Here is a 24459-nt window from a genome sequence, read left to right as displayed (position 1 = left end):
AATGCCTCCTCACATCTGGCCTCTGCCCGGGCCATTGTGCCAGTCCGGGCAGAGGGCAGTCAGGCGCCGACCGTGTCGCCGGCCTCGCGGCTGGCCGGAATCGCGCACTCCGCGGGGTCGCCGCCGGGATGGGCGGCGGCCAGTGCCCGGGCGCGGCGGCGGGCCAGCGGGGCGGCCAGCGCGGTCAGCGCGATGAACGCGCCGATGGTCAGCAGCACGATCGTCGCGCCGGGCGGCACGTCCTGGTAGTACGAGGTGACCGTGCCGCCGATGGTCACGCTCACGCCGATCGCGACGGCGATGGCGAAGGTGGCGGCGAAGCTGCGGGTGAGCTGCTGGGCCGCCGCGACCGGCACCACCATGAGCGCGCTCACCAGCAGCAGGCCGACCACGCGCATGGCGACCGAGACGGTCACCGCGGCCGTGATCGCCGTGAGCAGGTTCAGGAACCGCACCGGCAGGCCCGTCACCCGCGCGAACTCCTCGTCCTGGCTGACGGCGAAGAGCTGTCGGCGCAGGCCGACGGTGACCAGGACCACGAACGCGGCCAGCAGGCAGATCGCGGTCACGTCGGACTCGGAGACCGTGGACAGGGAGCCGAAGAGGAACGAGGAGAGGTTGGTGGTGGAGCCGCCGGGGGCGAGGTTGATGAACATGACGCCGCCGGCCATGCCGCCGTAGAAGAGCATCGCGAGGGCGATGTCGCCGCGGGTCTTGGCGTACCAGCGGACCAGTTCCATGAAGACGGCGCCGAGGACGGAGACCAGGGTCGCCATCCACACCGGGGACCAGGTGAGCAGGAAGCCGAGGCCGACGCCGGTCATGGCGACGTGGCCGATGCCGTCGCCCATGAGGGCCTGGCGGCGCTGGACGAGGTAGATGCCGACGGCGGGGGCGGTGATGCCGACCAGGACGGCGGCGAGCAGCGCCCGCTGCATGAAGGCGTAGTCGAGAATGTCCATCGGATTCAGCTCAGCAGTCCCGTGCGGATCGGTTCGGCACCCGCGGGGGCGTGCGGGTGGACGTGGTCGTGGCCGGGCAGGGCGTGCTGGCCGACGGCCTTCGGGGGCGGGCCGTCGTGCAGGACGCAGCCGTCGCGGAGCACGACCGCCCGGTCGATCAGGGGCTCCAGGGGGCCCAGTTCGTGCAGGACGAGGAGGACGGTGGCGCCCTCGGAGACCTGGTGCCGCAGGGTCTCGGCGAGGATCTCCTGGCTGGCCAGGTCGACGCCCGCCATCGGCTCGTCCATGATCAGCAGGTCGGGTGCGGCGGCGAGCGCGCGGGCGATCAGGACCCGCTGGTGCTGGCCGCCGGAGAGGGCGTCGACGGAGTCCTTCGCCCTGTCCGCCATGCCGACCAGGTCGAGGGCGTGGCGTACGGCCGCGTGGTCGGCCTTGCGGAACAGGCCGAAGCGGGTGCGGGCCAGGCGGCCGGAGGAGACGACCTCGGTGACCGTGGCGGGCACGCCGCCGGCGGCGGTGGTGCGCTGCGGGACGTAGCCCACGCGCGCCCAGTGGCGGAACCGGTGCCGCGGGGTGCCGAACAGTTCGATCTCCCCGGCGCTGACGGGCACCTGGCCGATGACGCTGCGCACGGCCGTCGACTTGCCGGAGCCGTTGGCGCCGAGCAGGGCGACGACCTCACCGCGGCGCACGGTGAGGTCGATGCCGCGCAGGACGGGGCGCGAGCCCAGCTCGGCGCGGACGCCGCGCAGGGAGATGACGGGCTCGGTCGTCATGCCGTTCTCCGGTGGTTCGTCGGTCACTTGGTTCCCAGGGCCGTCTGCAGGGCCTTGAGGTTGGCTTCCATGACCTGGAAGTAGTCGTCGCCGCGGGAGGCGTCGGTGATGCCCTCGATCGGGTCGAGGACGTCCGTCTTCAGTCCGGTGTCACCGGCGAGGGTCTTGGCGGTCTTGTCGCTGACGAGCGTCTCGTAGAAGACGGTGGTGACGCCGTCGGCCTTCGCCATCGTCTGGAGTTCCTTCACGCGGGCCCCGCTGGGCTCGGTCTCGGGGTCCAGGCCGCTGATGGCCTCCTCGGTCAGACCGTAGCGCTCGGCGAGGTAGCCGAAGGCGGCGTGGGTGGTGATGAAGACGTCGGTCTTCTTGTCCGCGAGGCCGGTCTCGAACTTCTCGTCGAGGTCGTTCAGCTTGCCGACCAGGGCCGCGGTGTTCTTCTTGTAGTCGGCGGCGTGGTCGGGGTCGGCCTTCTCGAAGGCCTTGCCGACGCCCTCGGCGACCTCGGCGTACTTGACCGGGTCGAGCCAGATGTGGGGGTCCTTGCCGCCTTCGTGCTCGTGCTCGTGGCCGTGTTCCTCCTCGGCGTGCCCCTCCTCGGCGTGCCCCTCCTCGTGGCCGCCGACCTCGGTGCCGTGCTCCTCCAAGGAGGTCAGGGTCGCCGCGTCGATCTTCGTCTTCACCGGGGACTGGCCGATGGCCTCGTCGACGGTGGGCTGGAGGCCCTTGAGGTAGAGCGCCGCGTCGGACTCCTCGAGCTGCGCGGTCTGCTTGGCGCTGATCTCCAGGTCGTGCGGTTCCTGGCCGGGCTCGGTGAGACTGGTGACGCTGACGTGCTCGCCGCCGATCTGCTCGGCGAGGAAGGCCATCGGGTAGAACGACGCGACGACGTCGAACTTGTCGGTGTTGCCCGCGGCGGCGCTGTCGGAGGAACAGGCGGTCAGGGTGCCGAGGCCGAGGGCGGTGACCGCGGCCAGCGCGGCCGTGGATATGTAGTGTCGTCGTACGTTCATGACACTCATTTTCAACAAATATGGAAACCGTTGTCAACAAAGCACGTGAGGGCGCTGTAGGGGGCACCGAATTGGTCGCGGGGCAGGCCGCGCCGGTAGCCTGAGGGCTTCGCTGGAAGCAATCTCGCTTCGTCGCCCGTCGTCGTAATGAAGAGAGCACCGTGGCCGCCGACAAGATCGACACCATCGTCAGCCTGAGCAAGCGCCGTGGCTTCGTATTCCCCTGCAGTGAGATCTACGGCGGCCAGCGTGCCGCCTGGGACTATGGACCGCTGGGTGTCGAGCTCAAGGAGAACCTGAAGCGCCAGTGGTGGCGCTACATGGTCACCTCGCGCGAGGACGTGGTCGGTATCGACTCGTCCGTGATCCTGGCCCCGGACGTGTGGGTCGCCTCCGGCCACGTCGCCACCTTCACGGACCCGCTGACCGAGTGCACCTCCTGCCACAAGCGGTTCCGCGCGGACCACCTGGAGGAGGCGTACGAGGAGAAGAAGGGCCGCGCCCCGGAGAACGGCCTCGCCGACCTCAACTGCCCCAACTGCGGCAACAAGGGCACCTTCACCGAGCCCAAGCAGTTCTCGGGCCTGCTCTCCACCCACCTCGGCCCGACGCAGGACTCCGGCTCCATCGCCTACCTGCGCCCCGAGACCGCCCAGGGCATCTTCACCAACTTCGCCCTGGTGCACACCGCCTCGCGCAAGAAGCCGCCGTTCGGCATCGCCCAGATGGGCAAGTCCTTCCGCAACGAGATCACGCCCGGCAACTTCATCTTCCGCACCCGCGAGTTCGAGCAGATGGAGATGGAGTTCTTCGTCAAGCCGGGCGAGGACGAGAAGTGGCAGGAGTACTGGATGGAGCAGCGCTGGAACTGGTACACCGGCCTCGGCATGCGCGAGGAGAACATGCGGTGGTACGAGCACCCGCAGGAGAAGCTCTCCCACTACTCCAAGCGCACCGCTGACATCGAGTACCGCTTCCAGTTCGGCGGCAGCGAGTGGGGCGAGCTGGAGGGCGTCGCCAACCGCACCGACTACGACCTCACCGCCCACTCCAAGGCCTCCGGCCAGGACCTCGCCTACTACGACCAGGAGGCCGGCGAGCGCTGGACGCCGTACGTCATCGAGCCGGCGGCCGGTGTCGGCCGGGCGATGCTCGCCTTCCTGCTCGACGCGTACGTCGAGGACGAGGCGCCCAACGCCAAGGGCAAGATGGAGAAGCGGACCGTGCTGCGGCTCGACCACCGCCTCGCGCCGGTGAAGGCGGCCGTCCTCCCGCTGTCCCGCAACGCGGAGCTGTCGCCGAAGGCGAAGGGTCTCGCCCAGGCCCTGCGCCGGCACTGGAACATCGAGTTCGACGACGCCGGCGCGATCGGGCGCCGTTACCGTCGCCAGGACGAGATCGGTACGCCGTTCTGCGTCACCGTCGACTTCGACACGCTGGACGACAACGCGGTGACCGTGCGTGAGCGCGACACGATGAAGCAGGAGCGCGTCTCGCTCGACCAGATCGAGGGGTACCTCGCGTCGAGGCTCGTCGGCTGCTGAACGCCGGTTGGTGTTGCCGTACCAGGGGGCTCTGCCCCCTGGACCCCCGGGAACTATGCCCACCCCTCACCCGACTCGGTCGGGTGAGGGGTGGGCGTTCGGGGTTTCGGTGGCCTGGGTTCTCGGTTCGGCCTTCTCGGCTCAGCGGCCCTGCAGGGACTTCACGTTGTCGCCGAAGGTCCAGTTCCTCGAGCCGTCCCAGTTGATCGACCAGGTCATCAGGCCCTTGAGGCCGCCGCGGTAGTGGTTCCAGGCCTGGGCGACCAGGGACGGGGACATGTGACCGCCGCCGGCGCCCGGCTGCGCGGGCAGGCCCGGCACCTGCTTGTCGTACGGGACCCGGATCGTCGTGCCCTGGACGACCAGCCCCTTGTCGAGGCAGTCGGTCTGGGCGACGAAGCCCTGCACCGTGCCCGCGGAGTAGGCGTCGCGGGAGCAGCCGTACATGCTGCCGTTGTAGTACTGCATGTTCAGCCACCACAGGCGGCCGTTGTCCGCGTACTTCTTGATGATCGGCAGGTAGGCGCCCCAGATCGAGCCGTAGACCACGCTGCCGCCGGTGACGTAGGCGGTCTCCGGGGCCATGGTCAGGCCGAAGTTCGACGGCATGCGGGCGAGGACGCCGTCGATGATGCGGATCAGGTTGGCCTGGGACGTGGACAGCTGGTTGATGTTGCCGCTGCCCACCAGGCCGGTCTCGATGTCGATGTCGATGCCGTCGAAGTTGTACTCCTTCAGGATCGGGACGATCGTCTCGACGAAGCGGTCGGCGACGGCGGTGGAGTTGAGGTCGATGCCGGCCGTCGCGCCGCCGATGGAGAGCAGGATCGTCTGCCCGGACGCCTTGGCCGCGCACATCTCCGCCGGGGTGGCGACCTTCACGTCCCGGTCCATGCCGTCCTCCCACAGGGCGGTCCCGTCGGAGAGGATGACCGGGAACGCCGCGTTGATCACGTTGTAGCCGTGGGCGGCGATGCGGGAGTCGGTGATCGGGGTCCAGCCGAAGGGCGGGTGGACGCCGTTGGCGGCGCCGTCCCAGTTCTCCCAGTAGCCCTGGAGGACCTTCCCGGCGGGTTTCGACTTCACCGCACAGGTCTCGGCGGCGGCGGGCGCGGCGTCCGGCGCGGCGGCGGCCGGTGCGGCGGTGGCGGTGGCGGTGAGCGGGGCGAGGACGGCGGTGGTGAGGGCGGCCGCGAGGAGACGCAGCCTGTGAGGGATCCGGCGGTTCATGGGGCCTCCCGGTGGGGGTGCGGTGAGGTGATCATGAGTGGGGCACGGTGTCGCAGTCATGACAATGACTTTGGTCCAGACCTTTCGTCAAGAGGTCTGGACCAACGAGGGGCAGGGGCCGGGAAGCCCGCCGGCAGCCGTCGTACCGCCCCCGACCGGCCGCCCGTGCCATGCGGGACAATGGGGGAATGCCCACGCTCACGCCCCCGACGAACCCGACCCTTCAGATCGGCCCGCACACGGTCCAGCCGCCCGTCGTGCTCGCCCCCATGGCCGGGATCACCAACGCGCCCTTCCGCACCCTGTGCCGGGAGTTCAGCGGCGGCAAGGGCCTGTTCGTCAGCGAGATGATCACCACCCGGGCGCTGGTCGAACGCAACGACAAGACCATGCAGCTCATCCGCTTCGACGAGACCGAGAAGCCGCGCTCCATCCAGCTCTACGGCGTCGACCCGGCGACCGTCGGCAAGGCCGTCCGCATGATCGCGGAGGAGGGCCTCGCCGACCACATCGACCTCAACTTCGGCTGCCCGGTCCCCAAGGTGACCCGCAAGGGCGGCGGCTCGGCCCTCCCGTACAAGCGGAACCTGCTGCGGTCCATCCTGCGCGAGGCGGTCAGCGGGGCCGGGGACCTGCCGGTGACGATGAAGATGCGCAAGGGCATCGACGACGACCACCTGACCTACCTGGACGCCGGCCGGATCGCCGTCGAGGAGGGCGTGACCGCCATCGCGCTGCACGGCCGCACCGCCGCCCAGCACTACGGCGGCACCGCCGACTGGGACGCCATCGCCCGGCTGAAGGAGCACGTCCCGGAGATCCCGGTGCTCGGCAACGGCGACATCTGGTCGGCCGAGGACGCGCTGCGGATGGTGCGCGAGACCGGCTGCGACGGGGTGGTCGTGGGGCGTGGCTGCCTCGGCCGGCCGTGGCTGTTCGCGGACCTGGTGGCCGCCTTCGAGGGGCGTACGGAGGACTTCGTGCGGCCCACCCTCCGCGAGGTCGCCGACGTCATGGTCCGGCACGCCACGCTGCTGGGGGAGTGGATCGGCGACGGGTCGCGCGGGGTGATCGACTTCCGCAAGCACGTGGCCTGGTACCTGAAGGGCTTCGCGGTCGGCTCCGAGATGCGCAAGCGGCTCGCGATCACCTCCTCGCTCCAGGAGCTGCGGGCCGGGCTCGACGAGCTGGACCTCGACCAGCCCTGGCCGGCCGGCGCCGACGGCCCCCGCGGCCGCACGTCCGGCAACAACCGGGTGGTGCTGCCGGACGGCTGGCTGAAGGACCCGTACGACTGCGCGGGCGTCGGCGAGGAGGCGGAACTGGACACCTCCGGCGGCTGATCAGCCCCCGGTGGGGTGCGGGACGGAGCCGTAGGCCGTCAGGAAGCGGTCGCGGAACGCGCTCATCTTCCACACCGGCGCGCCCTTCGCCGGCCGGAGTCCTTCCGTCCAGTTCCAGGCGTCGGTCTTCTCCAGCACCTCCGGGTCCTTGGCGACGACCGACACCGGCACGTCCCGGCTCGCGCCGGTGCCGCTGACGCGGGCGATGGGCTGGTGGTCGCCGAGGAGGACGAGGACGGTGTCGTCGGTGCCGTAGCGCTCCAGCCACTGGGTGAGGCAGGTGAGCGAGTACTCGATCGACCTGCCGTACTCCCGCCGGGACCCGGTGGAGTCGGCGATGACGTCGGACGGCTTCCCGCCCGCCTTCCGGATCGCGTCGAAGACCGAGCCGTCGCCGAGCTCGTCCCAGCCGACCAGCTCCGGGATCGGCGCCCAGGGCTGGTGGCTGGAGGTGAGGATGACCTCCGCCATCAGCGGCCGGTCGCGCTTCCGGCCGTGCTCCAGGCGCTGGAAGGCCTCCAGGGCGTACTGGTCCGGCATGGTCGACCAGCTGAACCTCGGCCCCTCGTAGCCGAGGCCGAAGGCGTCGTAGACCTTGTCGAGGCCGTACCACTCGGCCTCCGGCCAGGCCTTCCGCACACCCGGCATGACGCCGACGGTGTCCCAGGCGCCGGTCTTCTCGAACGCCTTGGTGAGGGTGAGGCGGTCGCCGGAGGTGACGGTGCGGTAGCGCTGCTGGTTGTCGATCCACAGGCCGGACAGGGCGGTGGAGTGACCGAGCCAGCTGCTGCCGCCGTACGTCGCCGAGGTGAGCCAGCCGCTGCGGGCGTGGTAGCCGGCCTTCGCGAGCGCGGCGGTGCGGGTGTCGAGGACGCGGGTGACGCCGGGGGCGATCAGCGGGTCCTCGACGGCGGTGCGGCCGTAGCTCTCGACGAAGGCGAGGACGACGTCCTTGCCGCGCAGGTCCGGCAGGAGCCGGTCGGGGGGAGTGGCGCCGAAGGCGTCCGCCCGCGCCTCCTTCGCGAACGCCGCCTCGTCGCGCAGGGTGTCCACCACGCGCCGCGTCTGTCCCTTCAGGGCGCCCGCCGCGCGGTCGGAGGCGACCGGCACACCGGAGATCTGCACCCCGAGCGCGGCGCAGGTGACCCACGCCGTCCCCGCGATCAGCGCGCCCCGAGCGGCGCGGACGCGGTGCCGGGCCAGCAGGTCGCCGAGCCGGACGGTGGCCAGCGCCATGACGGTCACCAGGAGCAGGGCGAGGGCGACCGCGCCGACGGCGGCGGCGGTCGCGGTCGCGCCGCCCATCGAGTCCGCGACATAGGCCCGGGCGTCGTCGAGCAGCCCCCAGTCGAGTACGACGTTGAAGCCGCGGCCCAGATACTCGGTGAACCCGATGTCCAGCAGGTTCAGCACGGTCAGCACGCCGATGCCCGCCCCGCACAGCGCCGCCACGACGATCCGCGGCCGGCGGGGCAGGGCGAGCAGCAGTATGGCCCCGATGATCGCCTCCGCCGGTATCCGGGCGAACCGGTCGGGCCGGAGCCCCGGCGCGGTGTTCGGCATCAGCAGGGCGCCGACGACGAGGGCGGCGGCGAGGACGTGGACCGCCCGGCGGAGGGCGCGGGCGGCGACGGGGTGCGCGTCCCGCGCGTCGCGCAGGCGGGTGCGGACGCGCGCGTCGCGCAGGCGTGTGAAGACGGGCAACCCGGAGGTCCCTTCCGTACCGAGCCCGGTGGGAGGCGGACCCGGCGTGGGGGTCCGGGTCCGCCGTCTTCTCGTACGGGCGGCGGGAACGGTGTGTTCACCTGGTCCGCATGGTGGAACCCGGTTCGCTGTGACAGCGTGATTCTCGCCACCCTTGATAAGGGTTGCGCTCAGATGAGCGGATCATGGGCGACTGCACTTCTCAAAGGGTGGCACTCAGTGCCATCTCTTGATCGTTCATCGAGCGAAATCAGACGTGGCGATTGCCGCTCATATGAGCGCTCAGGGGCTGGTGGGAAGGCTGATGCGTTCAAGAAGTGAAAACATTCGGCCCTCGCGGCTTGCCAAGCTTTGACTTTCGATCCGCTGGCGGACGACTGGTTACAGGCGCATGACGCACAAGTGGACGTACCCAGACGCCTTTGATCTGGGTACATTCTCGCCGTCAGGGCAGCCACCGCGTCCTCGAGGAGTCGAGACCCGTGTCGGAAAACAAAGATCCCCACGTAGCGAAGTTCGTTTACGACTTCACCGAGGGCAACAAAGACCTGAAGGACCTGCTCGGCGGCAAGGGCGCCAACCTCGCCGAGATGACCAACCTGGGCCTTCCCGTCCCGCCCGGCTTCACCATCACCACCGAGGCGTGCAAGACCTACCTCGACAGTGGCGAGGAGCCGGCGGCACTGCGTGACGAGGTGAGTGCGCACCTCGACGCCCTCGAAGCGACCATGGGCAAGAAGCTCGGCCAGGCCGACAACCCCCTCCTCGTGTCGGTCCGCTCCGGGGCGAAGTTCTCCATGCCGGGCATGATGGACACCGTCCTCAACATCGGCCTCTCCGACAAGTCGGTGCAGGGCCTGGCCAAGCAGGCCGGCGACGACCGGTTCGCGTGGGACTCCTACCGGCGCCTCATCCAGATGTTCGGCAAGACCGTCCTCGGCGTCGACGGCGACCTGTTCGAGGACGCGCTGGAGGCGGCGAAGGCGGCCAAGAAGGTCACCGTCGACACCGAGCTGGAGGCGGCCGACCTCAAGAAGCTCGTCACCAAGTTCAAGAAGATCGTCAAGACCGAGGCGGGGCGGGACTTCCCGCAGGACCCGCGCGAGCAGATGGACCTCGCCATCAAGGCGGTCTTCGACTCCTGGAACGGCGACCGCGCCAAGCTCTACCGCCGCCAGGAGCGCATCCCGCACGACCTCGGCACCGCCGTCAACGTCTGCTCCATGGTCTTCGGCAACCTCGGCCCCGACTCCGGCACGGGCGTCGCCTTCACCCGCGACCCCGCCTCCGGCCACCAGGGCGTCTACGGCGACTACCTGCAGAACGCGCAGGGCGAGGACGTCGTCGCGGGCATCCGCAACACCGTGCCGCTCGCGGAGCTGGAGTCGATCGACAAGAAGTCGTACGACCAGCTCATGCAGATCATGGAGACCCTGGAGAACCACTACAAGGATCTCTGCGACATCGAGTTCACCATCGAGCGCGGCCAGCTCTGGATGCTCCAGACCCGCGTCGGCAAGCGCACGGCGGGCGCGGCCTTCCGCATCGCCACCCAGCTCGTCGACCAGGGCCTGATCGACGAGGCCGAGGCGCTCACCCGCGTCAACGGCGCCCAGCTCGCCCAGCTCATGTTCCCCCGCTTCGACGAGGACGCCAAGGTCGAGCAGGTCGGGCGGGGCATCGCGGCCTCGCCGGGCGCGGCGGTCGGCAAGGCGGTCTTCGACTCGTACACCGCCGTGAAGTGGTCGCGTTCCGGCGAGAAGGTCATCCTGATCCGCCGCGAGACCAACCCCGACGACCTGGACGGCATGATCGCGGCCGAGGGCATCCTCACCTCGCGCGGCGGCAAGACCTCCCACGCGGCCGTGGTCGCGCGCGGCATGGGCAAGACCTGTGTCTGCGGCGCCGAGGAGCTGGAGGTCGACACCAAGCGCCGCCGGATGACGGTCCCCGGCGGGCAGGTCGTGGAGGAGGGCGACGTCGTCTCCATCGACGGCTCCTCCGGCAAGGTCTACCTGGGCGAGGTCCCGGTCGTCCCGTCCCCGGTCGTGGAGTACTTCGAGGGCCGGATGCACCCGGGCGCCGACGACGCCGACGAACTCGTCGAGGCCGTGCACCGGATGATGGCCTTCGCCGACCGCAAGCGCCGGCTGCGGGTGCGCGCCAACGCCGACAACGCCGAGGACGCGCTGCGCGCCCGCCGCTTCGGCGCCCAGGGCATCGGCCTGTGCCGCACCGAGCACATGTTCCTCGGCGACCGCCGTGAACTGGTCGAACGCCTGATCCTCGCCGACACCGAGGCCGAGCGCGAGGAGTCCCTCAAGGCCCTGCTCCCGCTCCAGAAGCGGGACTTCGTGGAACTCTTCGAGGCGATGGACGGCCTCCCGGTCACCATCCGCCTCCTCGACCCGCCGCTGCACGAGTTCCTGCCCGACATCACCGAGCTGTCGGTCCGCGTCGCCCTCGCCGAGTCCCGGCAGGAGCCGCACGAGAACGAGCTGCGCCTGCTCCAGGCCGTGCACCGGCTGCACGAGCAGAACCCGATGCTGGGCCTGCGCGGTGTCCGCCTCGGCCTGGTCATCCCCGGCCTGTTCACCATGCAGGTGCGGGCCATCGCGGAGGCGGCGGCCGAGCGCAAGGCCGCCAAGGGCGACCCGCGCGCGGAGATCATGATCCCGCTCGTCGGCACGGTCCAGGAGCTGGAGATCGTCCGCGAGGAGGCCGACCAGGTCGTCGCCGAGGTCGAACAGGCCACCGGCACCTCGCTCAAGCTCGCCATCGGCACGATGATCGAGCTGCCGCGCGCCGCGCTGACCGCCGGTCAGATCGCCGAGGCGGCGGAGTTCTTCTCCTTCGGCACGAACGACCTCACCCAGACGGTGTGGGGCTTCTCCCGCGACGACGTGGAGGCCTCGTTCTTCACGGCGTACCTGGAGAAGGGCATCTTCGGGGTGTCGCCGTTCGAGACGATCGACAAGGACGGCGTGGGCTCCCTGGTCGCCGCCGCCGCGAAGGCCGGCCGCGCCACCCGCCCCGACCTGAAGCTCGGCGTCTGCGGCGAGCACGGCGGCGACCCGGAGTCGGTCCACTTCTTCCACGAGGTCGGCCTGGACTACGTCTCCTGCTCCCCGTTCCGCATCCCGGTCGCCCGCCTGGAAGCCGGCCGCGCGGCCGTCACGTCGACGGGCAGCGACCACCGCTGAGCCCCTCGGGGCACATGGACCCCGGAGCCGTCGTCTGTCACCCGACCACCCTCACCGATCGGCGGCGGCTCCGGATCACGAAGAAGGGCGGACCCCTGTGCGGGGGGTCCGCCCTTCGGTACGTCACGGCGCTCGTCCCCCTTCCGATGTCGCTTATTTCGGTGTGTTGCCGGGCAGAAAGAGGCCAGCCGGTATGCCGTTCAGGGGGAGGACCGATGAGCTGGAGCGAGTTCAAGAAGGTGCTGGGGGAAGCGGCGGGCGAGATGGCGGCCAGCTACCCGTTCGTCTCCATCATCACCGAGTGGCGGTACAAGGAGGACGACGAGGCGCTGGACGCGATAGCCGAGTACGTCGCGGGGGCGACGCCCACGGGGCTGGAGAAGATGGACAAGTACCTGCGTGAGGCGACCGTCAACGAGCACAGCAGCGAGCAGCGGCAGCGGCTGGTCGTCTTCTACGCCTGCTTCAAGCACCTGGAGTCCCAGAAGACGGGGAGATTCTCGGCGCGTTGGTGACGGTGGCGCCGGTCAGTGCCGGGGCGACCACGCGCCCGTCGGGGTGAGGACGTCCCGCAGCGCTTCGAGGAAGCGCAGCAGCCCTCCGACGGAGGCATGGTCGCCGTCGGCGGCGACCATGCTCCTCAGGCCGCCGCGCCGGACCATCAGCCGGTGCGTCTCGACCGGCAGGGGGCCCAGGCGCCGGGGCTCGGACTCCAGGGAGAAATCACAGGACCACAGATCGGTGTGCGCCACGGCGAAGGGCAGGGGCAGCGGCGGCTGGAGCCTCACGCCCCACGTGGTGACCACGACGATGGACACCCGCCCCGTCAGCAGGTCGACCGGATGCCTGGGCCGCCACACCAGCAGCAACTCCTCGTCGCGTTCGGTGGGACACCAGCGGCGTACGGAGTCCAGTTCGGCCGGCGAGAGCGCCGCCGCGTCCCTGAGCGGCTCCGGAGCGAGGTCCGGCCGGCGCAGCACGTCCAGGACCGTCCGCCGTATGTCCGCGACGGCTGCGGGCACCATCCGGCCCAGCACCGCCCCCAGCGCCGCCGCCGCGTGTGCCGCCGCCCGCTCCTGGGAGCCGGCGGCGTCCGCCTCGGCCTTCCCGCTGTCGGCGCGGTCGCTGATCCCGCGGATGCTCAGCACTGGGAGGCCGCCCGAGAGATGGGCGGCCTGGGAGACTCCGGCGCTCTCCATCTCCACGGCGACGGCATCGCCGTAGACGGTCCTGAGGCGCTGGGCCAGGGCCGACCGGTCGGAGCCGAGCACCACCTCGCCGGCCGCGACGGGCTTGAAGTGGACCTTCGGCACGGTCGCCGGGCGGGGGGCGCGGGAGAAGGGCAGCCGGGCCGCGTTCTTCAGCAGGTCCTCGACCTGCCGGCGTACGTCCGCGGTACCGCGGACCAGGGAGATCCACCGATCGTCGCGCAGAGCGGCGCGGGCCTGTTGCTCCAGGGCGTGCGGGGCGTCCCAGACGCGGGGCCGGGCGAGCCGGCCGTCGTCGGTCTCCTTGCCGCCGTGGTAGGCGTACACCCGGGTGGCGACGACCACATCGCCCAGCGCCACGTCCTTCTTGAGACCCCCGGCCACCCCGACGAAGAACACCGCCTCCGGCTTCAGCCACTCGCGGGCCCGTTCGGTGATGACGGCGGCCGACTGGTTGCCCTCGCCGATCTCCGCGAGAGCGACCCGCCAGGGGGTGCCGGCGAAGGTGCCCACCTCGAACACCGTGCCCGCCGGGTGCGCCCGGGGTACGACGTCGTCGACGTGCGCGCTCACGGCCCTGAACTCCAGGGGGAGCGCGGTGAGCACCACGACACCACCGCTGCCCGTCCGCACCATGCAGCGCCTCCTCGTTCCCGTGACCGCCCTTTACCCGTTCGTCCACCGGCGTACCCGGGCGGAGGCGCCGCCCCTTCGCGTGTGTAGTGTCCTCTGCCGGGACTCACGGACCGCTGCGGCGGGGAGGGCGGGGGACGCGGTGCCGTTTCGGATACGCAGGAGCAGCATCAGGCCGCTGAGCGCCATGGGCGGGTACGCCGTCGACCCCTGGCAGTCGTTCCGGCGCACGGTCGGGGTGGTGCTCTTCGGGTGGGCCGCCGCGGCCGTCACCGCGGGGGCGTCCTACCTGGCGCTGCGGTGGGTGTGGGTGCCCATCGCCGTGGGGTTTCCACTGTGTCTGGGGTTCGTCGTGCTCCTGATGCTGCTCCATCGTGCGGGGTGGATCGCCCTGCTGTCCTGCGTGCCGGGGCTGTTCATCCTCGTCGGGGCCGTCCAGTACGCGCCCGAGGCGGCGTTGGAGGTGCGCGGGGTGCGGGAGAGCGTGGTGATCGTGGCGGACAGCGTGGACGAGACGGGCGGCGACAATCACCGGTTCACGCTGCGCACGGCGGACGGGGAGGAACTGGAGGAGCGGCTCACCTACAACGGTGACGGCTCGGGTCTGGAGGTGGGGGACCGGCTCGACGTCCTCCGCGACCCGGAGGGTGTGGCGCCCATGGAGCAGACGGACGAGGTGGACGCCGCGGGGCGGCTGAACGGTCTGATCGGCGGGCTCGTGGCGTGGACGCTGATGGCGGTCCTCGCCGGGCGGCGCGGGCATGTGCGGCGCCGGCGGGGGAAGACCGACTCCCTGTTGCTGTCCCTGTAGGCCGGGGAGCCGGTCTTCGCGCGGAACGGCGTCAGCGGGTGTCGTCGCGGCGCTTGCGGGCCGCGATCATCACGCCGCCGCCCAGGAGGACGACGGCCGCACCGCCGGCCGCGATGTACGGCGTGGCGTTGCTGCCGCCGGTCTCGGCGAGGTCGGTGCCGCCGCCCTGCTCCTTACTGTCGGAGGAGCCGGTGTTCCCGGTCTCCGTGCCGTCCTCGGCTTCCGTGTTGTCCTCGTGGGGCTTGAAGTCCGCCGGCGGCTGGTCGCAGCCGATGCCGTCGTCGTCGCGGTCCAGGTGCTCGCCGTAGTGGTCGTCGCCCTTGGCGATGTCGCTGTACCCGTTGTCGTACGCCTCGGTGCAGTTCTTGAACGGGTGGTCGCCGTCGTGGGCCTCGGCGGTGGCCGGTACGGCGGCCAGGGCGAGTGCGGCGAGGGCCGCGGCGGCGGAGGTACGGAACGGGTGCATGGCGAAGAGCCCCCCAGATCGGGCGATTGCGTGTGCTCGGTACGAGGGTGACGAAGCTACTGGGGGGCGCGTGCCGTGTGAGGGATATGAAAAGCCTGTGATACGAACGTGACGTGACCGGAAGGTAGCTATCCGCTATGGCGTAAGGGCTACCGCAGCGGCACCGCCACCGCCGTGAACGTCGTCTCCGGGGTCTGCGGGCTGGTGAAGCGGGCGTTGACCAGGTAGAGGCGGTCGCCGAAGCGGGCGGCGGTGGCGGGGACGTCGAAACGGGGGTCGGTGATCGAGCGGCGCAGGGTCGCCTTCGTGGAGTCGGCGTCCAGGTCGAAGACCGTGACGACGTTCGAGCGGTTCTGTACGACGTACAGGGTGCGGCCGACGCGGACCAGGCCGTCGCCGCCCACCACGTTCTCCGCGCCGGACAGGGTGATGCGGGTGGCGCGTCCGGTTCCGAGGCTCACGCGGTACAGCTCGCCCGGGGTGCTCTTGACCACGATCACATCGCACCCGTCGGGCGTGCTCACGATGCCGTTGGCGTTGACGACGTCGGGTACCTGCTCCCAGTCGCCGGTGAGCGGCAGCGCGCGGACCGTGCCGCCACGGCCGCGCGGGACGCCGTACAGGACCGGGGCGAAGGAGTCGGTGAACCAGGCGCGGTCGCGGAAGAGGACCGCGTCGTTGATGAAGTGGCCCGTGGCGGCGGTGAGCCGGTGTGTCCTCCGCAGCTCGCCGGTGCGGGCGTCCACGAGGCGCGCGGTGCCGCCTCCGCCGCCGGCGACGTACAGCAGGCCGTCCCGGCCCAGCTTGAGGCCGATGGCCACGAGGCCGGGGGTGCCCTCGTGGAGGACTACGCCCTTTCCGGTGCGCAGGTCGGTGCGGAGGATCGCTCCGTCGGCGCGGGAGCCCATGTAGGCGTACGGCGCGCCGCCGATGGTGATGCCCTCGGGCAGCCAGCCGTCCGGCAGCGGGAACTCGGTCGGCCAGGCGGGCCGGTGGCCGGCGGCCTGCGCCGTGCCGGTGCCGGCCGCCACCGCCAGCGCGGTGGCGGCGGCTCCGCCGAGCAGGGCGCGCCGGGAAGGTCGGGTGTGCTTCCGGGTCATGGTTCGGGCCTCCGTGACGGATGGGGTGGAACCTGGAACGCGGGCGCAACCGATGTAACCCGATGGACCCGGCCCGATGGACGCAACGACCCGAACTCGACAGGAATTCGACAGGCCCGGCCGGCTACGCCGCCTTCACCTCGTACGCCGTCACCCGTACCGCCTCGTCGTCCAGGCACTGGCCCGACTCCAGGTCGAAGCGCTGCTTCAGGAGGGGGGAGGCGACGAAGGGGCGGCCCTGGTGGGTGCCGGTCAGGCCGCGGGAGAGGACCGCCGCGCCGGTGAAGGGGTCGCGGTTGTCGATGGCGTACAGGCGGCCGGTGCGGTCGGCGAAGACGGCGGCCTGGCGGCCGTCGGGGAGGAGGGCGGCCACCCCGCGGCCGGGGAGCAGCGCGCTCAGGTCGCAGACCGTGAACCAGTCGTCGGTGAGGCGGAGCCGGACCTTCAGATCGGTGGTCTCGAGTGCCAGGGTCATCGCGTCGCGGTTCCTTCCAGGATGTCGTCGGCGGGGCGCAGGCCGATGTTCAGCAGCGGCAGGTCGGGCTTCATCTGGTCGCGCTCGGGGACGAACGCGACCACCGGGTCGGGGGTGTCGGGGGCGTTCACGAAGGACACGAAGCGGGCCAGCTTCTCCGGGTCGTTGATGGTCTCGGCCCACTCGTCGCGGTAGTGCGAGACATGGGCGGCCATCAGGGCCTCCAGTTCGTCGCAGATGCCGAGCGAGTCGTGGACGACGACGTCCCGTACGTGGTCCAGACCGCCGGGGACGCGGTCCAGCCAGACGCTGGTGCGCTCCAGGCGGTCGGCGGTGCGGATGTAGAACATCAGGAACCGGTCGATCAGGCGGATCAGTTCGGCGTCGGAGAGGTCCTGTGCGAGCAGGTCGGCGTGGCGCGGGGTGGCGCCGCCGTTGCCGCCGACGTAGAGGTTCCAGCCGCCCGCGGTGGCGATGACGCCGAAGTCCTTGGACTGGGCCTCGGCGCACTCGCGCTGGCAGCCGGAGACCGCGGACTTGAGCTTGTGCGGGGAGCGCAGGCCCCGGTAGCGCAGCTCCAGGTCGATGGCCATGCGGACGGAGTCCTGGACGCCGTAGCGGCACCAGGTCTGTCCGACGCAGGACTTCACCGTGCGCAGCGACTTGCCGTAGGCGTGCCCGGACTCGAAGCCGGCGTCGACCAACCGGGCCCAGATCACCGGAAGTTGTTCGACCCGCGCGCCGAACATGTCGATGCGCTGGCCGCCGGTGATCTTCGTGTAGAGGCCGAAGTCGCGGGCGATCTCGCCGATCACGATCAGTTTCTCCGGGGCGATCTCACCGCCGGGGATGCGCGGCACGACCGAGTAGGAGCCGTTCTTCTGCAGGTTGGCCAGGAAGTGGTCGTTGGTGTCCTGGAGGGCGGCCTGCTCGCCGTCGAGGACGTGGGTGCTGGCGCCGATGGTCGGGGCGAGGGAGGCGATGATCGAGCCGACCGTCGGCTTGCAGACCTCGCAGCCGTCGCCGCCCCGGGCGGCTTCCCGGCCGTGCCGGTCGAGCAGGTCCCGGAAGGAGGTGACGCGCAGGGCGAGGACGATCTCGTACAGCTCCTCGCGGGTCTGGGAGAAGCAGCCGCACAGTCCCTTGTCGACCTCGACGCCGCTCGCCTCCAGCTCGGCGTTGATCAGCTGGCCCAGCACCTTGACGCAACTGCCGCACGTCGTACCGGCCTTGGTGCACTTCTTCACCTCGGGCACGGTGGTGCACTTGTGCTCGGTGACGGCCTCGCGGATCGTGCCCTTGCGGACGTTGTTGCAGGAGCAGATGATCGCGTCGTCCGGCAGCGCGGACGGGCCGAGCTGCACGGGCGCCCCGGCGCCGGCCGGCAGCACCAGCGACTCGGGCGAGACCGGCGGGACGGAGCCGGTGAAGGCCTTCAGCGTGCCGTACGCCTCCGCGTCGCCGACCAGGATGCCGCCGAGCAGCGTGCCGTCCCGGCCGATGACCAGCTTCTTGTACAGGCCGGCGCGGGAGTCGGAGTAGACGACGTCCAGGCAGTCCTCGGCGGTGCCGTGCGCGTCGCCGAAGGACGCCACGTCCACGCCGAGCAGCTTCAGCTTGGTGGACAGGTCCGCGCCGGTGAAGGACGCCTCGTCGGCGGCGATCGTCGCGGCGGCCGTCTCGGCCTGCTCGTAACCGGGCGCGACCAGGCCGTACACCCGGCCGTCGGCGGCCAGCGCGCACTCGCCGATCGCGAACACGCGCGGGTCGGAGACCGTACGGCACTGCTCGTCGACCGCGATGCCGCCGCGCTCGCCGACCGTGAGGCCGCAGTCGCGGGCCAGTTGGTCGCGGGGGCGGACACCGGCGGAGAACACCACCAGGTCGGTGGAGAGTTCGGAGCCGTCCGACAGCTTCATGCCGGTGACGGCACCCGAGGCGTCGGTCACGATCTCCTGCGTGCCCACACCCGTGTGGACGGTCAGGCCCATCTCCTCGATGGTGCGCAGCAGCGCCGCGCCGCCGCCCTCGTCGACCTGGACGGGCATCAGCCGGGGCGCGAACTCCACGATGTGGGAGGTGAGTCCGAGGCCCTTGAGCGCGCCCGCCGCCTCCAGGCCGAGCAGACCGCCGCCGACCACGGCACCGGTCGTCGACCTCCTCGCGTACTCCTCGATCGCGAGCAGGTCCTCGATCGTGCGGTAGACGAAACAGCCCTCGGCGTCCTTGTTCGGCACCGGCGGCACGAACGGGTAGGAGCCGGTGGCCAGCACCAGGACGTCGTAGTCGACGACCAGCCCGGAGCGGGCCGTCACCTTGCGCGCCTCGCGGTCGACGGTCTCCGCCGGGTCACCGATGTGCAGCTCGATGCCGTGTTCCTCGATGAACGCCAGGTCCGTCATCGACAGGTCCTCGGGCGTCTTCCCCGAGAAGTACGAGGTGAGCTGGACACGGTCGTACGCCGGTCGCGGCTCCTCGCACAGCACGACCACGCGGTGCGTGGCGGTCAGGCCGCGCTCGGCGAGCGCCTCCAGGAAACGCTGGCCGACCATGCCGTGGCCGATGAGCACGATGGTCGATGTGTCCGTGGACATCAGGAGCCTCCGTCATGGGTGAGCAGGTGGAGCAGGGGCCCGCCGTCGGAGGGGAGCGGCTCTGCTCCCTCCCAGGCGCGCGCGAGGGCGCCGACGGTGCCGAGTTCGCCGACCAGGACCCCGCCGACCAGGCGGTCGTCGCGGACGACGACCTTGCGGTAGGTGCCCCGGGTGGCATCGGTGAGTTGGACGACGTCGTCGCCCGGCAGGGCCTCGGTCTCGCCGAACGCGGCCAGGTCGAAGGGGCTGTCGGGGCCGGTGAGGGTGAGCCGGGTCAGGGAGCGGGTGCCGGTGTAACGGGAGCCGGTGTCCCCGGCGAGCAGCGCGGCGAGCGCGTCGGCCTGTTCGAGGGCCGGGGTGGCCAGCCCGTACACCGTGCCGGCGTGCTGGACGCAGTCGCCGATCGCGTGGATGTACGGGTCGGAGGTGCGCAGCTCGTCGTCGACGACGACGCCCTTGCGGACCTCCAGCCCGGCCGCCTGCGCGAGACCCGTGCGGGGGTGCACCCCGCAGGCCAGCACCACGAGGTCGGCGTCGAGGGCGTAGCCGTCGGCCATCTCCACCGAGCGGACCGCGCCGCCGACGCAGCGCACGTCCCGCACCCGGCACTCGGTGTGCACCTCCACGCCGAGGTCGGTCAGATGCCGGCCGAGCAGCTTGGACGCGGCCGGGTCGAGCTGGCGTTCCATCAGCCGCTCGGACTGCTGGGCGAGGACGACCTGCGCGCCGCGCACGGCGAGCGCGCGGGCCGCGGAGACGCCGAGCAGGCCGCCGCCGATCACCACCGCCCGCACCCCCGGCCGTACCGCCTCGGCCAGGCCCAGGCAGTCGTCCAGGGTGCGGAACGCGTGCACGCCCTCGGGCAGTTCGTGGTCCGCGGTGCCCGAGGTGAACAGGCCGCGCAGCGGCGGCAGTACGGGGTTGGAGCCGGTGGCCAGGACGAGCCTGCCGTAGGCGATCACCGAACCGTCCGTGCAGACGACGGTCCGTGCCGCGCGGTCGATGCCGGTGACCCGGGCGCGGGTCAGTTCCGCGGGTGCCGGCAGGGCGATCACCTCGGGGCTGTAACGTCCGGCCAGCACCTCGGCGAGCAGCACCCTGTTGTACGGGCGGTGCTCCTCCTCGCCGATCAGCGTCACGGGCGTGCCGAGCTCGCCGAGCCGCCGGGCGAGTCGTACGCCCGCGAGGCCGGAGCCGATCACCACCACACGCTCGTTCGAGGTCATGCCCTTGAGCCTGCGGTGCGGGTGTTACCCGTCGGCATCCCTTCTGTTTCCCGCACGGAACGCTGCCCTCAGCGGGGGAGCGCGGCGGGTGTGAGGAGGCCGGCCCGGCGGCAACCTCAAGTAACGCTCATCTTGATGGACGTGACATCTATCCCGTCCATAGGCTCCTGACCATGCCCGACATATCTCTGACCACGGTCGTCCTGCTCTGTCTGGCCGCCCTCGCCGCCGGCTGGATCGACGCCGTGGTCGGCGGCGGCGGGCTGCTGCTCCTGCCCGCCCTGCTGCTCGGCCTGCCCGCCGGCACCCCCGCCGCGCACGCGCTCGGCACCAACAAGGCGGTCGCGATCGTCGGCACCACGGGCGCGGCGGTCACCTACGCCCGCAAGGCGCCGGTCGACGTGAAGACCGCCGTACGCATCGGCCTCGCGGCCCTCGCCGGATCGTCGGGCGGGGCCTTCTTCGCGGCCGGGATGAGCACCGAGGTCCTCAAACCGGTGATCATGGTGGTGCTGCTCGCCGTCGCCGCCTTCGTGATCCTGCGCCCCGCCTTCGGCACGGCCCCCGCCACCGGCCCGGCGACCCGCCGTCAAATCCTCGCCGCGATCGGCCTGGCCGGCCTCGGCATCGGCTTCTACGACGGTCTCATCGGCCCCGGCACCGGCACGTTCCTCGTCCTGGCGCTCACCGCCCTGCTCCACCTCGACCTGGTCACCGCCTCCGCCACCGCCAAGATCGTCAACTGCTGCACCAACGCGGGCGCGCTCGCGATGTTCGCCTGGCAGGGCGCGGTGCTGTGGCAGCTCGCGGCGCTGATGGCGGTGTTCAACCTGGCGGGCGGCACGCTCGGCGCGCACACGGCCCTGAAGAAGGGCAGCGGCTTCGTCCGCGTCGTCCTGCTCACGGTCGTCTTCGCCCTGGTGGCGAACCTGGCGTACGAGCAGTGGCTGGCCTGAGCGGCACACAGGGTGATCAACCGGCTGTCATGATCCACTCGCGGGGGTTAGGCTCGAGCGCCGCTCCATGACGCGGGCGGCCGGTGCTGGGGAGCGCCGCAGAACAGGACAAGGGTGGGGAAGAAGATGGCCGAGGACGCCAGACCGTCCGGGACGTGGCCGCTGGGGAAGGCCGCGTGGGTGGCCGGAGCGGGCGCGCTGGTCGGGCTCGCGGTGGAGTTCCACTGGCTGGGGTGGACGTCCTTCCCCGGCAACAGCTGCGGCAGCAGGTACCGGCCCTGCCCGGAGGGCACGACGCCGACCCTCATCCTGGCGTTCCTCCTCACCTTCGTGGGCGCCGTCGCGCTCATCATCGCCCTCGCCGCGTTCAACTCGAGCCGCCCGGGGAAGGCCGTGCCCGGCGCACTCGTCGCGGCGGGCGTGCTGATCGCGCTGTGGCCCGGCTGGCAGGCCTACCTCTGGCTGCGCGGACCGGTGCTCGACCGCGCCTGGCAGGCCGGAGCGGACCGGCCCGCGAGCGTGCGCGGCGTCGGGGCCTGGGCGGTGGGCGGGGACGGCGGCACGGTCGTACGCGCCCGGACCGACGCGCTGATCGCGTACGACTCCGGCAGCGGGGACCGCGGATGGGTGCTGCGGGCGCCCGTGCGGGAGTCGGTGTGCGCGATGAGCGAGCGGATCGTCGACGGCATCGGCCTGGTCGCCTTCGCACGGAACGAGAAGCCCTGCGACACCGTGTGGGGCGTCGACGTACGCAGCGGGCGCAAGGTGTGGGAGCGGAACATCACCGGTGTGACACTGGGGTTCTACCGGGGCGGCGGCGGGCTGCTCTCCGCCGACGCGGGCGTGGCCGTGGCGCTGGGCGAGCACGCGGTCCACGGGTACGGGCTCGCCGACGGCGCGGTGCGCTGGACCGCGAAGACCGCCCCCGCCGCCGGGACCGGGGCCGAGGACGACGTCGAGTGCGAGCCGGTGACGGCCTCCACCGCCGGCGGCACCACCACGGTCGCCGTGACCTGCGGCAGCTACAAGGGGTTCCACTCGGCGTTCCTCCTTACCCTCGACACCGCCACGGGCAAGGAACTGGCCCGGCGGGCGCTCCCGATCGAGAGCGCCCCGCAGTCCGCCGCAGTGCTCTCCGCCGAGCCGTTCACCCTGCTGGTGGAGGAGGAGGACGAGCGCGGCCTCGCCGCCGTACTGTCCTACGGAGACCCGGACGACCTGAAGCGGGAACCGGTGACGATCCCGCTCACCGCCGACGAGGAGGACCTGGCCGTCACCGGGTTCGACCCCAAGTTCGCGGCCCGGCCGGTGTTCCGGACCGTGGTCGCCGACGGGAACCTGATCGTGGCGGCCGCGAAGCCGGGTTCGTCCTCCCCCGAGCGGGTCGTGGCCTACTCGCTCGACGACGGCCGCCGCCGCTGGCACGCGGATCTGGGCACCGAGGTCGTCGCCCTCGCCCCCGCGGGCCCGGACCGGGTGGCCGTACTCGGCGAGTCCCAGCGCCTGTGGACGCTCACCACCGATGACGGCACCCGGGTGGGCGAGGAGGACGGCATCACGGTCCGCGACATCTCGCTCAAGCTCGACAGCGGCCCGCAACTGGTCCGGGCGGGCGACGGCTGGGTCATCGTCAACGCCGACGGCGACAACTATCCCCCGGCGCTCGCGGTCCGTCCTTAGGGGGCGTCCTTCGGCTCAGCGGCTGCCGGTCAGGTGGGCGTACACGACGACGTTCCCCTGATAGCCGGTGGTCCGGGAGTAACCCCCGCCGCAGGTGATGACCCGTAGCTCGGGGCGGGGCGCCGCGCCGTACACCTTCCCGTCGGGGAAGTCCCGGGCGTCGTACACCTCGACGGCGTCCACCGTGAACACGGCGACGGTGCCGTCGCGGCGGTCCACCTCGATGACGCTGCCCTTGCGCAGGGCGCCGAGGGAGTAGAAGACGGCGGGGCCGTCGGCGTTGTCGACGTGGCCCGCGACGATCGCGGTGCCCGTCTCTCCGGGGGTGGTGCCGGCCTCGTACCAGCCGGCCAGGTTCTCGCGGTCGGCCGGGGGCGCGTCGAGACTGCCGGTCCTCGTCAGGCCGAGGCCCGTCAGGGGCGCGTCCACCTCGATCGCGGGGATGCGGATGCGGTCGGGAGGGGAGGGCGGCAGGGCGGGGGCCGAGGCCCGGTCCGCGCCGCGGTCGTCGTCCTCCGCGTGCGCCTGGGCGGCGGACGGCTGCGGCGGCGCCTGCGTCCCGGTCCCGTCGCGCAGCAGCCACATCCCCGCACACAGGGCGCACACCGTGACGGCGGCTATCGCTGCGTTGCCCGGACCCCCGGCCCGGCGGAACCTGCGGCGCATGACGGACTGACCTCATCTCGGATCGGCCCCCGTGCCCCCTCCGGGCCGCGAGGGGCGTCGGACCCGGAGGGGGAGGGGACTTGCGGTACCGGCGGGGACGGGCAGCGGAGGGTGCCCGTCAGATGTCATCGCCTCTCGCCCGGCGATGCAGGAGCCAGGTACCGCCCGCGGCGGCGACGGCGAGAGCCGTCACACCGGCCGCGGTCTGTACGGGGTCGGGGCCCAGCGCGCCTCCGACCCCCGTCTTCACACTCCCCCGGGGAGCCACCTGCCGCGCGTCGGGCGTCAGCGTGACCACCAGGTCACCGGCCACCCGCCGGTCGCTCCCGTCGCACGTCGCGACGATCTCGTACGTCCCCGGCTGCGCGCTCGGCGGCACCTGGAACTGTCCGATCGCGTCCCGTTCGTGCGTGCTCGGCGCCAGCGTGAACCGGCCGGCGCCCACGGCGGTGGCGTCGCCCGCCGCCGTCCCGCCGTCACCGCACGCCGCGGTGTTCACCGTGACGTGCGATCCCGGCGCGACCGAGGACGGGTACACCTCCAGGCTCCCCGTCGACGTGCCGGCACTCTCCCCGGCGTACGCGGGCGCGGCGAGCAGCCCCGCGGTGGCCACGGCGAGCGCGGTGCCGGTCATGCCGGTCAGCAGCCGGGCGGTACGTCGCATCGATGCTCCCTCGGGTTCACGGAGGGGCCACGGCCCGCGGCACCCCCATGTGCCGCCGTCGGACGCGTCCCTGCCTCTTCGAGGTAAGTGCCACCGGGGCCGTACCGCTCCTTGAGGGAGCGTCAGGAGGCGGGCTGAACGGGTGTCAGGGGCACCCGGACGGTCGCCGTCCTTTGTCGCGTTTCAGCAGGTCACCGGTGTCGCGCCG

General features: G+C 71.6%; 20 protein-coding genes. 7 read left to right on the top strand and 13 right to left on the bottom strand.

Annotated elements, in window-relative coordinates:
• Positions 1 to 59 precede the first annotated feature (59 nt).
• The 3 genes from ACZ62B_RS23700 to ACZ62B_RS23690 are packed head-to-tail and all read right to left on the bottom strand — an operon-like array spanning position 60 to position 2748.
• Complete coding sequence (locus tag ACZ62B_RS23700; RefSeq protein ID WP_344564535.1) at positions 60 to 962, bottom strand: metal ABC transporter permease; 903 nt, start codon at positions 960 to 962, stop codon at positions 60 to 62.
• 5 nt (positions 963 to 967) lie between these two features.
• Positions 968 to 1738: a metal ABC transporter ATP-binding protein gene (locus ACZ62B_RS23695; RefSeq protein WP_344564537.1), complete on the bottom strand. Its 771-nt coding sequence runs from the start codon at positions 1736 to 1738 to the stop codon at positions 968 to 970.
• A gap of 23 nt (positions 1739 to 1761) precedes the next feature.
• The gene (locus ACZ62B_RS23690; protein ID WP_469691958.1) at positions 1762 to 2748 is read right to left on the bottom strand and encodes a metal ABC transporter substrate-binding protein; all 987 of its coding nucleotides are present in this window, start codon (positions 2746 to 2748) and stop codon (positions 1762 to 1764) included.
• A gap of 161 nt (positions 2749 to 2909) precedes the next feature.
• Here ACZ62B_RS23690 and ACZ62B_RS23685 point away from each other — a divergent pair, with 161 nt between their 5' ends.
• Positions 2910 to 4292, top strand: coding sequence for a glycine--tRNA ligase (locus ACZ62B_RS23685; protein ID WP_468725754.1), 1383 nt, complete (start codon positions 2910 to 2912; stop codon positions 4290 to 4292).
• A 141-nt stretch (positions 4293 to 4433) separates the two neighbouring features.
• On the opposite strand, the gene ACZ62B_RS23680 is transcribed toward ACZ62B_RS23685, so the two are convergent.
• The gene (locus ACZ62B_RS23680; RefSeq protein ID WP_468725756.1) at positions 4434 to 5522 is read right to left on the bottom strand and encodes a chitinase; all 1089 of its coding nucleotides are present in this window, start codon (positions 5520 to 5522) and stop codon (positions 4434 to 4436) included.
• Positions 5523 to 5710: 188 nt separating this feature from the next.
• Here ACZ62B_RS23680 and dusB point away from each other — a divergent pair, with 188 nt between their 5' ends.
• The gene (dusB, locus tag ACZ62B_RS23675) at positions 5711 to 6865 is read left to right on the top strand and encodes a tRNA dihydrouridine synthase DusB (RefSeq protein ID WP_468725758.1); all 1155 of its coding nucleotides are present in this window, start codon (positions 5711 to 5713) and stop codon (positions 6863 to 6865) included.
• Here dusB and ACZ62B_RS23670 read toward each other — a convergent pair whose 3' ends face one another.
• Positions 6866 to 8569, bottom strand: a complete 1704-nt coding sequence (locus tag ACZ62B_RS23670) for an alkaline phosphatase family protein (RefSeq protein ID WP_469691955.1) — start codon at positions 8567 to 8569, stop codon at positions 6866 to 6868. It abuts the gene before it with no gap.
• Positions 8570 to 9051: 482 nt separating this feature from the next.
• Here ACZ62B_RS23670 and ppdK point away from each other — a divergent pair, with 482 nt between their 5' ends.
• Positions 9052 to 11772: a pyruvate, phosphate dikinase gene (gene ppdK / locus ACZ62B_RS23665; RefSeq protein ID WP_469691954.1), complete on the top strand. Its 2721-nt coding sequence runs from the start codon at positions 9052 to 9054 to the stop codon at positions 11770 to 11772.
• A gap of 215 nt (positions 11773 to 11987) precedes the next feature.
• Positions 11988 to 12287 carry a hypothetical protein gene (locus ACZ62B_RS23660; RefSeq protein ID WP_469691952.1) on the top strand — a complete coding sequence of 100 codons (300 nt, stop codon included), beginning with the start codon at positions 11988 to 11990 and terminating at the stop codon, positions 12285 to 12287.
• Between the two features lie 12 nt (positions 12288 to 12299).
• On the opposite strand, the gene ACZ62B_RS23655 is transcribed toward ACZ62B_RS23660, so the two are convergent.
• A complete protein-coding gene (locus ACZ62B_RS23655) occupies positions 12300 to 13616 on the bottom strand; it encodes a 5'-methylthioadenosine/S-adenosylhomocysteine nucleosidase (protein WP_468878490.1) in 1317 nt (438 codons plus the stop codon).
• 139 nt (positions 13617 to 13755) lie between these two features.
• On the opposite strand from ACZ62B_RS23655, the gene ACZ62B_RS23650 reads away from it, so the two are divergent.
• Positions 13756 to 14424 carry a hypothetical protein gene (locus ACZ62B_RS23650; protein ID WP_469691951.1) on the top strand — a complete coding sequence of 223 codons (669 nt, stop codon included), beginning with the start codon at positions 13756 to 13758 and terminating at the stop codon, positions 14422 to 14424.
• A 31-nt stretch (positions 14425 to 14455) separates the two neighbouring features.
• Here the strand turns inward: ACZ62B_RS23650 and ACZ62B_RS23645 are convergent, their stop codons facing one another.
• The 5 genes from ACZ62B_RS23645 to ACZ62B_RS23625 all read right to left on the bottom strand — a co-directional run bounded on the left by ACZ62B_RS23645 (position 14456) and on the right by ACZ62B_RS23625 (position 20285).
• A complete protein-coding gene (locus tag ACZ62B_RS23645; RefSeq protein ID WP_468725771.1) occupies positions 14456 to 14890 on the bottom strand; it encodes an excalibur calcium-binding domain-containing protein in 435 nt (144 codons plus the stop codon).
• 149 nt (positions 14891 to 15039) lie between these two features.
• Entirely contained in the window at positions 15040 to 15990 is a 951-nt protein-coding gene (locus tag ACZ62B_RS23640; protein ID WP_468878499.1) for an SMP-30/gluconolactonase/LRE family protein, read from the bottom strand.
• Between the two features lie 124 nt (positions 15991 to 16114).
• On the bottom strand, positions 16115 to 16465 hold the full coding sequence (nirD, locus tag ACZ62B_RS23635; RefSeq protein ID WP_469691950.1) for a nitrite reductase small subunit NirD: 351 nt from the start codon (positions 16463 to 16465) through the stop codon (positions 16115 to 16117).
• Entirely contained in the window at positions 16462 to 19059 is a 2598-nt protein-coding gene (gene nirB / locus ACZ62B_RS23630) for a nitrite reductase large subunit NirB (protein WP_344564575.1), read from the bottom strand. Before nirB ends, nirD begins: the two co-directional genes overlap by 4 nt.
• The gene (locus ACZ62B_RS23625; RefSeq protein ID WP_469691948.1) at positions 19059 to 20285 is read right to left on the bottom strand and encodes an NAD(P)/FAD-dependent oxidoreductase; all 1227 of its coding nucleotides are present in this window, start codon (positions 20283 to 20285) and stop codon (positions 19059 to 19061) included. Before ACZ62B_RS23625 ends, nirB begins: the two co-directional genes overlap by 1 nt.
• 173 nt (positions 20286 to 20458) lie before the next feature.
• Between ACZ62B_RS23625 and ACZ62B_RS23620 the strand changes: the two genes are divergently transcribed.
• Both ACZ62B_RS23620 and ACZ62B_RS23615 read left to right on the top strand, forming a co-directional pair.
• The gene (locus ACZ62B_RS23620) at positions 20459 to 21241 is read left to right on the top strand and encodes a sulfite exporter TauE/SafE family protein (protein WP_344564579.1); all 783 of its coding nucleotides are present in this window, start codon (positions 20459 to 20461) and stop codon (positions 21239 to 21241) included.
• A 126-nt stretch (positions 21242 to 21367) separates the two neighbouring features.
• Positions 21368 to 22921: an outer membrane protein assembly factor BamB family protein gene (locus ACZ62B_RS23615; RefSeq protein ID WP_469691945.1), complete on the top strand. Its 1554-nt coding sequence runs from the start codon at positions 21368 to 21370 to the stop codon at positions 22919 to 22921.
• Positions 22922 to 22936: 15 nt separating this feature from the next.
• Here ACZ62B_RS23615 and ACZ62B_RS23610 read toward each other — a convergent pair whose 3' ends face one another.
• Positions 22937 to 23587 carry a class F sortase gene (locus ACZ62B_RS23610; protein ID WP_344564585.1) on the bottom strand — a complete coding sequence of 217 codons (651 nt, stop codon included), beginning with the start codon at positions 23585 to 23587 and terminating at the stop codon, positions 22937 to 22939.
• Positions 23588 to 23705: 118 nt separating this feature from the next.
• Positions 23706 to 24251, bottom strand: coding sequence for a hypothetical protein (locus ACZ62B_RS23605; protein ID WP_344564587.1), 546 nt, complete (start codon positions 24249 to 24251; stop codon positions 23706 to 23708).
• Positions 24252 to 24459 lie beyond the last annotated feature (208 nt).

The organism is Streptomyces sp. NPDC053426, assembly GCF_055585405.1.
This window is presented reverse-complemented; position numbering and strand designations above follow the sequence as displayed.

Bases quoted from the DNA above. Each gene is read 5' to 3' on its own strand.
- ACZ62B_RS23700 (WP_344564535.1), bottom strand. From the start codon at position 962: ATGGACATTCTCGACTACGCCTTCATGCAGCGGGCGCTGCTCGCCGCC.
- ACZ62B_RS23695 (WP_344564537.1), bottom strand. From the start codon at position 1,738: ATGACGACCGAGCCCGTCATCTCCCTGCGCGGCGTCCGCGCCGAGCTG.
- ACZ62B_RS23690 (WP_469691958.1), bottom strand. From the start codon at position 2,748: ATGAACGTACGACGACACTACATATCCACGGCCGCGCTGGCCGCGGTC.
- ACZ62B_RS23680 (WP_468725756.1), bottom strand. From the start codon at position 5,522: ATGAACCGCCGGATCCCTCACAGGCTGCGTCTCCTCGCGGCCGCCCTC.
- dusB (WP_468725758.1), top strand. From the start codon at position 5,711: ATGCCCACGCTCACGCCCCCGACGAACCCGACCCTTCAGATCGGCCCG.
- ACZ62B_RS23660 (WP_469691952.1), top strand. From the start codon at position 11,988: ATGAGCTGGAGCGAGTTCAAGAAGGTGCTGGGGGAAGCGGCGGGCGAG.
- ACZ62B_RS23655 (WP_468878490.1), bottom strand. From the start codon at position 13,616: ATGGTGCGGACGGGCAGCGGTGGTGTCGTGGTGCTCACCGCGCTCCCC.
- ACZ62B_RS23645 (WP_468725771.1), bottom strand. From the start codon at position 14,890: ATGCACCCGTTCCGTACCTCCGCCGCCGCGGCCCTCGCCGCACTCGCC.
- ACZ62B_RS23640 (WP_468878499.1), bottom strand. From the start codon at position 15,990: ATGACCCGGAAGCACACCCGACCTTCCCGGCGCGCCCTGCTCGGCGGA.
- nirD (WP_469691950.1), bottom strand. From the start codon at position 16,465: ATGACCCTGGCACTCGAGACCACCGATCTGAAGGTCCGGCTCCGCCTC.
- nirB (WP_344564575.1), bottom strand. From the start codon at position 19,059: ATGTCCACGGACACATCGACCATCGTGCTCATCGGCCACGGCATGGTC.
- ACZ62B_RS23625 (WP_469691948.1), bottom strand. From the start codon at position 20,285: ATGACCTCGAACGAGCGTGTGGTGGTGATCGGCTCCGGCCTCGCGGGC.
- ACZ62B_RS23620 (WP_344564579.1), top strand. From the start codon at position 20,459: ATGCCCGACATATCTCTGACCACGGTCGTCCTGCTCTGTCTGGCCGCC.
- ACZ62B_RS23615 (WP_469691945.1), top strand. From the start codon at position 21,368: ATGGCCGAGGACGCCAGACCGTCCGGGACGTGGCCGCTGGGGAAGGCC.
- ACZ62B_RS23610 (WP_344564585.1), bottom strand. From the start codon at position 23,587: ATGCGCCGCAGGTTCCGCCGGGCCGGGGGTCCGGGCAACGCAGCGATA.
- ACZ62B_RS23605 (WP_344564587.1), bottom strand. From the start codon at position 24,251: ATGCGACGTACCGCCCGGCTGCTGACCGGCATGACCGGCACCGCGCTC.